4 protein-coding genes are annotated in these 3,927 nt (G+C 56.6%); 3 read left to right on the forward strand and 1 reads right to left on the reverse strand.

What is annotated here, in order from left to right; genetic code table 11:
* Positions 1–757, forward strand: a 757-nt coding sequence (locus tag HP499_RS21755) for a TIR domain-containing protein (protein WP_172326183.1), incomplete at its 5' end; no start/stop codon positions are given.
* A gap of 593 nt (positions 758–1,350) precedes the next feature.
* Here the strand turns inward: HP499_RS21755 and HP499_RS21760 are convergent.
* The gene (locus HP499_RS21760) at positions 1,351–1,851 is read right to left on the reverse strand and encodes an NUDIX domain-containing protein (RefSeq protein WP_172326184.1); all 501 of its coding nucleotides are present in this window, start codon (positions 1,849–1,851) and stop codon (positions 1,351–1,353) included.
* 53 nt (positions 1,852–1,904) lie between these two features.
* Here HP499_RS21760 and HP499_RS21765 point away from each other — a divergent pair, with 53 nt between their 5' ends.
* Together HP499_RS21765 and HP499_RS21770 are read left to right on the forward strand one after the other, a co-directional pair.
* Positions 1,905–3,029: a thiamine-monophosphate kinase gene (locus tag HP499_RS21765; protein WP_172326185.1), complete on the forward strand. Its 1,125-nt coding sequence runs from the start codon at positions 1,905–1,907 to the stop codon at positions 3,027–3,029.
* A partial coding sequence (locus tag HP499_RS21770; protein ID WP_172326186.1) for an aminotransferase class III-fold pyridoxal phosphate-dependent enzyme occupies positions 3,026–3,927 on the forward strand: 902 nt, incomplete at its 3' end. The genes HP499_RS21765 and HP499_RS21770, both read left to right, overlap by 4 nt.

The raw sequence follows: 3,927 nt of genomic DNA on the forward strand, positions 1-3,927 counted from the left end.
TTTACTCCAGTGGCTTTATGAGGAACGCCTCCACGGAACGACAGCGCCAAATATCAGCGGCTTTCCCAACAGCAAGTACGGAAGTTTCTACGGGAAAAAGTTCACCGATCACGAAATCAAGCAAGCCTCACTTACTCTCCGGGAGCGTCAGCTCATAAGAGGCAAAGCAGGAATGGGCGGACCGATCATCCGCCCTGAAATATCGGACCGCGGAATCCAGATAATTGAAGCGCAAGATAGTGCGGCTGCACAAGCGAGCGAGATTGAAGATCTTGTAGATGTCAGTGACAAAGGAGAGACCGGTCCAGCTGGCCGAGTCTTCATCGTTCACGGGCATGATGAGGCAAGAAAGTATCAGCTGGCGCGTTTCCTGCGTGATCTCACCGGCCATGAGCCCGTGATACTTCATGAACAGCCCAACCGGGGTTCTGTACTCATCGAAAAGCTGGAGAGCAGCGCAGCGAAGACAGGATTTGCTGTCGTTCTCCTGACGGGCGACGATTTCGGCCGCGCAAAGGCAACGACGGGTGAAAGGCCACGTGGACGACAAAACGTTGTCTTCGAACTCGGGTTCTTCATTGGCGCCCTAGGACGTTCCAAGGTCGCAGTTCTGATGGAACCCGGCGTCGAGGAACCTGGGGACGTGACGGGGATCGTGTACACCCCACTCGACGCCGCCGGCGCTTGGAAAAGTGCGCTGGCAACGGAGATCGACGCAGCTGGAATCACTATCGATTGGTCGGCGCTGAGGCGGTAGTTTCGTTTCTCACTTAGCGAACCCGGACATGTTGCTCGCTGAGCCAGCGATAAGGGAGTCCGGGCACACCGCTGCTTCACGTGGTGAGTTTTATTCCGCGGAGGCGTGGTGGTGGTTGCATGCAGGCGATCAGACGGTCCGGTCGTCCGAATGGCAGAGCCCCGAAGGATTTAGCGGTTGCCATCGCAAGCGGACCAAGGGCTTAGGACGCCTGTACTCTCCATATCGAATGTCTGCGATGCTGGGGCCAATGCCGCATGATGGTTGGCGGCCGTCAGGCCACGACGGGAAAGCTGACGAGCCATACGACGCGGCGCACAACGGTGTCCCGAATGGATGCGCAACGCTTTCCGCAGTTTCGCGGAGCGCAATTACAACCTCGTAGAGCTTGGCTCTAAGCGCACAGGCAAGTTTTAAGGCCCACCGGCGGGCATCTTCACTGCCCGCGGGCTAGAGAATTCTGGCCAATGAACCTCCTAGGCGCGCTAAGTTCGTGAATATTGGGTGCTAGCGACTATGGATATTCGAAACGGCTATTTGACGAGACATCCCCGGTCCCTTCCCCAGGAAGTAGCGCCGTGATATGGGATGTTCTACTCTGTAGCGGCGTTGGCCCATCTAAATGCTTCCTTGGCAAGACGTGCACCGGACGGCCTCATATGCAGGGCCGGCAAGCCATCCAGTGCGATATAGGCGAGATCGATCAGTTCTCCGTCCCTAGTTGGATCACTGGCGTCAAGGATCTCACAATGGAAAAGACTGACGACGAAGGCTGCATGATCACCGTTAGAATATGTCACTCTAAACTCCGGTCCTCCGTAGCAACCGATCAGTGATCGAGCAGCAACTTTCAGTCCGGTTTCTTCAGCCATCTCTCTAGTTACGGCTACGTTGGGACTCTCATCTACTTCAATGCAACCGCCGACTAAGTCCCAGAGCCCGCCGTCTCGCTGTCTACCGAGCAGCAACCTGCCGTCTGCATCGAACACAGCACCGGCCGCGGCCGGAAGCAATGCAAGCCTAGTTCCTATGACTTGCCTCAGCCCGGCAACATATCCAGTTGACACATTGCGTCTAATTTCTGAAATTTCCACTGTTTGATGCCTCCTTATGTCATTCTTGGCTAACTCTAAGAGGAGGCACAAAGATGACGCTGTTTAGACCCAATCCTGCAGTTTGGGAAGAAGCACCAGCCATTGAAGCCATTCGCCGAGGAGCGGTGCTCTGGGAACCCGGCGCTGAGGACGTCTGCCTGCTTGTAGTTAAACCTGATCATCAAATAGTGCTCACCTCGGATCAGATCAATGAGCGTCAAGCCTTTCCGGGCGAGGATGTGAGGTCGCTGGTTCGTCGCGGTACTAACGAGGCAGTGAGCGACATCGCCGCATCGGGAGCTGACTTGTATGGAGTCCAAATCGATGTACGTGCACCGGACCACTTCACTCTTGAGGACTTCGAGGCAATTGGCTTGGGCGTTGGCGATGTGCTCCGACCCTATGGCGGTCAGCTCCTCCAGGCATCAAATATGTCAAGGGGAGAATTCGGCATCTCCACGACCGCAGTAGGCGTCGTCCCCCGGGACACAGCAATGCGCCGTAGCACCGCGCGACCTGGCGACATTCTGATCATCAGCGGAGCAATCGGCGGCTGGGACGCAGCGTTGGCGGTATTGAATTCCGGCACCGCGGATGAGTTGAACACAGATGAATGGGATGTCATTCGCAGTGCTTTCCTCGACTACCGCCCCGAGATTTCCACGGGCATCCAGCTCAGGCGAACCGGCGCCGTAACATCGTGCATCGACACCAACGATTCCCTGCCCAAGGCCTGCGCGGATCTCGGAAGCTCATCAGGTGTTGGGTTGACCATTAACACCTCTTCTATCCCATTGGCCGGCGCCACACTGGTCGCCGCCAGGCACCTTAATGCCCCTCCCGAGGCCTACGCCCTCAATGGAATCGCTGGAGATGACCGACTACTGTTTACCGTTGCCCCTTCAGAATTGGAGGCGACGCTCCGGACCCTCTCAACGAACGGGGTTCGCGCGTTTCAGATCGGAATAGTGACCGACTCTGTCGGAGACATTCAGTTCCGGGGCGGTGTCGAGCCAGTGGCATGGGCGGGCAAGAGACCAACTTCGATCTACGGCCCAAAATTCTCATCATCACGCCCCTTGGAACTCTCCGGATTCACGCCTGCGGGGCGGAGCCTCGGGATCCGCCCCGCCACCTCAGCAGCGTCGACGAACGACTTTGAGCAGGTAGTGTCATGACGGTCGCTTCTCCCGTAACCCTCGGCGGTGGAACGCCTGCGATCGACATCGTCCGAGGTGAGGGACTATATGTATGGGATTCATCGGGCGACCGCTACCTCGATTGCACATCACAAAGCTGGGCCCTTTACCTCGGCCACTCCAACGAGGAACTGCGCAGACATGCATCCGCGACAATGGACCGTCTCTGGCATATTCACCAAGGGTTTGCCACGAGCGAACGCGAAAGATTTGCCAATGATCTCCTCGACCTTGTTCCTGGCAACGGAAACAAAGATATGTACAGCCATGTCGCATACACAGCTACGAGCGGCCTAGCCATAGAAACAGCCATCAAGCTATGCATGCTGCAGGGCAGTGGCCGCGACACAATTGCTCGCTTATCCGGCGCATTCCACGGTACGACGCTCGGAACTGCTCAAGCTTCCTGGCCCGCCAACCCTGAAGTAGAACCCGAGCGGCGAACTTTGTCGACCTTCCGAAGCCGCGGTGGCACCTATGCCACGCTAACCTTTCCTGAAACGATTCCACTGATCGATACAGACAGCGAGGCAGGTCAGGCGGGCAGACATCTTGATCGCCTGGACGCCGAACTTGATGATTTGTCAGCCGACCTGCTGGCCGTCATAGTCGAACCGATCCAAGGATCCGGAGGGCAGCGCATTCTTCCCAAGTGGTGGTTGAGCCACCTCTGTCAGCGCGCAGACCGTGATGGATTTTTCGTCATATTCGACGAGATCCAAACCTACATGCGGGCCGGCAGATATTACACTTGGCCAGAAGATCTACGGCCACATTTCATAGTCCTGGGAAAGGGATTATGTGGAGGTTTCGCTGCCGGCGCTGTACTTCTGAGGTCTGATCTACGGCCATTTCCTGTTACAGGAACCTACGACTT

Origin of the sequence: Paenarthrobacter sp. CM16 (assembly GCF_013179505.1) — a bacterium.
Classification (GTDB): Bacteria; Actinomycetota; Actinomycetes; order Actinomycetales; family Micrococcaceae; genus Arthrobacter.

Excerpts from the sequence above, each read along its gene's own strand:
- HP499_RS21765 (WP_172326185.1), top strand. The coding sequence starts at position 1,905 with ATGACGCTGTTTAGACCCAATCCTGCAGTTTGGGAAGAAGCACCAGCC.